The organism is Parvibaculum sp. (assembly GCF_040882025.1).
GTDB lineage: Bacteria > Pseudomonadota > Alphaproteobacteria > Parvibaculales > Parvibaculaceae > Parvibaculum.
The window spans coordinates 6,249-10,674 of the sequence record NZ_JBBECC010000198.1 but is presented as its reverse complement, the minus strand read 5'-3'; the positions used below and the strand labels follow the sequence as shown (position 1 = coordinate 10,674).

Below are 4,426 nucleotides of genomic sequence, written 5' to 3'. Positions count from 1 at the left end.
GCAGCTTACGCGCGTGAGGAAAGCCGCGGCGGCCATTACCGGAGCGATTTCGCCGCCGCGCGCGCGCCCTGGCGGCATCGCACCTTCATCACGCTGAAGGAAGCGGCGCGGATCGCCGAAGCCGCCATCGCCGAAGCACCGGCCGCAGCCGCCGCCGACGCGCAGGCTTGTCTATGACGCTTCACCTGACGCCACTGCCCGCGCTGATGATCGAGCCTGCGGTGCGCGCGGCGCTGGTGGAGGATCTCGGCCGCGCGGGCGACATCACCACGCAGGCGACCGTGCCGGCAGAGGCCAAGGCACGCGTGCTCATCAATGCGCGCCAGCCCGGCCGCGTGGCGGGACTCGATTGCGCGCGCATGGCCTTCCGGCTTGTCGAACCCCTGCTGAAAGTTGCGGTGATGAAAGGCGACGGCTCGGATGTGGAGCCCGGCGACACCATCGCCGCCATCGAGGGACCGGCGCGCGGCATTCTCACGGGCGAGCGCGTCGCGCTCAATTTTCTCGGCCATATGTCCGGCATCGCGACTTCCACACGCGAGATCGCCCGCGCCATCGAAGGCACGAAGGCGCATGTCTGCTGCACGCGGAAGACGACGCCGGGCCTGCGCGTATTCGAGAAATACGCCGTGCGCGCCGGCGGCGGCATGAACCACCGCTTCGGTCTCGACGATGCCGTGCTCATCAAGGACAACCACATCGCCATGTCCGGCGGCATCGAAGCCGCGATTGCCCGCGCAAAGGCCGCCAGCGGGCACATGGTCAAGATCGAGGTCGAGGTCGACACGCTCGACCAGCTCGACCAGGCGCTCGTCGCGGGCGTCGATGCGGTGCTGCTCGACAACATGATGCCCGAAATGCTCACCGAGGCCGTGCGCCGCATCGGCGGACGGGCCATCGCGGAAGCCTCGGGCCGCATCACAGCCGAGACGGCGCCCGCCATCGCTGCCAGCGGCGTCGACCTCATCTCCTGCGGCTGGATCACCCACTCTGCGCCCTGCCTCGATGTGGGCCTCGACTTCGACTCCCTTACGGCATCCTGATCCCGCTTTCCCGGATGGAAGAAGTGGACTACGGTCCATAAAATCCAGACATAAAACCGGGGGAGACGATCATGGGACAGGCGAACGGGCGGCAGAGCATTTTCATCACAGGCGCTGCCTCGGGCATGGGGCTTGAGACGGCGCGGCTTTTTCATGCGAAGAGCTGGTTTGTCGGTTGCTTCGACGTCAACGGCGTCGGCCTTGCGGCGCTTGAAAAGGAACTCGGCCCCGACAACTGTTTCGTGCGCAAACTCGACGTTACCGACAAGGCGGCCTATGACACAGCCGTCGCCGAGTTCGGCGAGGCGACGGGCGGCAAGCTCGACCTCCTCTTCAACAATGCCGGCATCGGCAAGGGCGGGCTCTTCGAACAGATGCCGTTCGAAGACATCATGGCCGTCGTGAATGTGAATTTCGTCGGCGTGCTGAACGGGATCTATGCGGCGCTGCCGCTACTGAAGGCGACGAAGAATTCGCTCTGCTTCACCACCTCTTCGTCCTCCGCCACCTATGGCATGCCGGGCATCGCCGTTTATTCGGCGACGAAGCACGCGGTGAAGGGACTCACCGAAGCGCTCTCGATCGAGTTCCGGCTGATCGGCGTACGCGCCGCGGACGTTTTGCCGGGATTGATCGACACGCCGATCCTGCCGCCCGAAGCGGTCGCCAATGCGCCGAAGGACGGCATGTTCCGCGCCATTCCGCCGGTCGAGGTCGCCAAGGTGGTGTGGGAAGCCTATGGCTCGGACAAGCTGCACTGGTATGTGCCGCCGGAACTGGTGGAACTCGACAAGATGGCGGGCAACGCGCCGGAACTCGTGCGCGACCAGATCGCCAATTCGGGACCGCTGGCGCCGCTGCTCAAGGAAATGGAAGCTGCAGCGAAGGGCTGAGCCTTACGAGCGCTTCTCGCGGTCCGGCTTGCTGTAGAAGATGTGACGGCCGATTTTCGCCACCTCCACCATGCTCGCCGCCCAATAGGGCTGCACATAGTCGGCATGGTAGAACATCGCTGGGCCGACATCCGTGTCGTCGAGGCGGCCCATTGTCACGAATTCCGCCGTGCGCATCGACTTGGCCCAGGCGCGACGTTCGTTCGGCACCTTGTTGAGCGTGCGATCGCAGGTGAACGAGAACTGACAGCCCGTGCTGCGGCTCGCGCCCTGATAGACGACGCCGCAAATCGTGTTCGGATAGTTTTTCGAGCCAACACGGTTGAGAATCACGCGAGCGACCGCGATCTGGCCGCGCGCGGATTCGCCGCGTGCCTCGAAATAAATGCCCACGGCGAGGCAGCGGCGCTCCTCTTCGAGCATACGCGCCTTCACCTGCAACAGCGGCGTATCGACATCCATCGGCTGTCCGCTCGCCGGCAGAATCAGGCTGGCCTGCTGGAACTCGGCATCGAGGGAAAGCACGTCGCCGCTGAAGGCGCCGGCGAGATCGCGGCCATGAACCGGCGCGAAAGCCATCATCGGCGCGTCGTCGGCACGAGCGGCAACCACCGGTGTGGGCGTCGTCATCGCGTTCAGCACGGTCGCGGAAATGGCGCCGAGGCACACAACGCCGAAAGCCGCATATGCAGCCCCGGAGAAGATGTGGCCCAAATCGAGCCAGTCAAACAATCTACGCATCGTTCTCTAATCCGTCGCTTTGTTGTTCATTCAGATCCTGGGACTGCGCCCCTCTTCGGGGGCTTCGGTCCGGTTCCCTTTCGGGACCCTTGCAAGATCCACGGACAGTACCGCTATACGTGCCAGAGCCCGATGCCGGTTCGACATCTGGGCAATTTTTTACGCTCTCGTCAGCCGACGGGAGTTAACACGGCGATTCGGGGCTCACAATGTCATAGTTGCCACACCGTTAGCGGAAACATCTATGTCATTGTCGGTATTGGGGTTTTCGTGTGTGACAAATTGCATCGGTACCGGGATTGCCCACCGTCCGATTCCATAATTACGGTTAAGTCACACATTTCGGTGCGACTCAAACCGTTAACAAAAATGTTGCAATTTCGTCACAAACGTTAATCGTCTGTATACGATCAAATCCCGAAACGGGACCGTCCGCTTACGGAACTGTCAGGCCGTGCTGCCTTCGGCGCCGGCTGCGGGCCCGGATTTCAGTGCCGCCTGTGCGGCGGCAAGGCGGGCGATCGGCACCCGGTAGGGTGAGCAGGAGACGTAGGTGAGCCCCACTTCCTCGCAAAAGCCGATGGAAGCCGGATCGCCGCCGTGCTCGCCGCAAATACCGAGCTTGATATCGGACCGTGTCGCTCTGCCTCGCTCCGCCGCGATGCGGACAAGCTCGCCGACACCTTCGCGGTCCAATGAGACAAAAGGATCCTGCATCAGGATTTTCTTGCCCAGATAGTCGTTCATGAACTGGGCCGCGTCGTCGCGGCTGATGCCATAGGTCGTCTGCGTCAGATCGTTGGTGCCGAAAGAGAAGAATTCGGCGGATTCGGCGATTTCGCGCGCCATCAGCGCGGCGCGCGGCAGCTCGATCATGGTGCCGACGTGGTAGCGGAGGTTAACGCCCTGTTCCTTTTCGACCTCGGCCGCCACGGCGACGATCCGCGCCTTCAGGAAGTCGAGTTCGGTTTTCATGGAAACGAGCGGCACCATGATTTCGGGAATGACCGCAGCGCCCGTCTCCTTCGCCGCCAGAAGCGCGCCTTCGAAAATGGCGCGCGCCTGCATCTCGTAAATCTCAGGGTATGAAATGCCGAGGCGGCAGCCGCGGTGGCCGAGCATGGGATTGCTTTCAGCAAGCTCGGCGAGACGGCGCACCAGCTTGTCGGCCGGCATGCCGGTGTCGGCCGCCACCTGCGCGATTTCGGCTTCGCCCTTCGGCAGGAATTCATGCAGCGGCGGATCGAGCAGACGGATGGTCACGGGCAGGCCATGCATGATCTCGAACAATTGCCGGAAGTCGTCGCGCTGCATCGGCAATATTTTTTCGAGCGGCGCGCGGCGGCCTTTCGCATCGTCGGCGAGAATCATCTGACGCACGGCGACGATGCGGTCCTCGTCGAAGAACATGTGTTCGGTGCGGCACAGGCCGATGCCTTCGGCGCCGAATTTGCGCGCCGTCTCGGCGTCGTGCGGCGTTTCGGCATTGGTGCGCACTTCCATGCGGCGATGCCTGTCGGCCCAGTCCATCAGCGTCGCGAAGTCGCCGGAGAGCTCAGGCTGCAGCGTCGGGATTTCACCCTTGAGTATCTGCCCGGTCGTGCCGTCGACCGTGATGACGTCGCCCTTCTTCACGGTAACGCCCGAGGCTGTGAAGGTTTCGGCCTTGTAGTCGATGCGGATCGTGCCGGCGCCCGAAACGCAAGGCCGGCCCATGCCGCGCGCGACCACCGCCGCATGGCTCGTCAT

Annotated in this window: 4 protein-coding genes and 1 pseudogene; 3 read left to right on the top strand and 2 right to left on the bottom strand. The window is 63.4% G+C overall.

Annotation, left to right across the window (positions count from 1 at the left end; genetic code table 11):
• From WEB61_RS15205 to WEB61_RS15195, 3 genes and pseudogenes are all read left to right on the top strand, one after another.
• Positions 1-177, top strand: a pseudogene (locus tag WEB61_RS15205) (L-aspartate oxidase); the annotation flags it as partial.
• Complete coding sequence (gene nadC, locus WEB61_RS15200) at positions 174-1,043, top strand: carboxylating nicotinate-nucleotide diphosphorylase (protein ID WP_368065189.1); 870 nt, start codon at positions 174-176, stop codon at positions 1,041-1,043. The pseudogene WEB61_RS15205 and the gene nadC, both read left to right, overlap by 4 nt.
• 71 nt (positions 1,044-1,114) lie before the next feature.
• On the top strand, positions 1,115-1,936 hold the full coding sequence (locus WEB61_RS15195) for an SDR family oxidoreductase (RefSeq protein ID WP_368065188.1): 822 nt from the start codon (positions 1,115-1,117) through the stop codon (positions 1,934-1,936).
• 3 nt (positions 1,937-1,939) lie between these two features.
• Here WEB61_RS15195 and WEB61_RS15190 read toward each other — a convergent pair whose 3' ends face one another.
• Complete coding sequence (locus WEB61_RS15190) at positions 1,940-2,677, bottom strand: cell wall hydrolase (protein WP_368065187.1); 738 nt, start codon at positions 2,675-2,677, stop codon at positions 1,940-1,942.
• Positions 2,678-3,124: 447 nt separating this feature from the next.
• The coding region (locus WEB61_RS15185) for a putative PEP-binding protein (RefSeq protein WP_368065186.1) at positions 3,125-4,426 on the bottom strand (1,302 nt) is incomplete at its 5' end.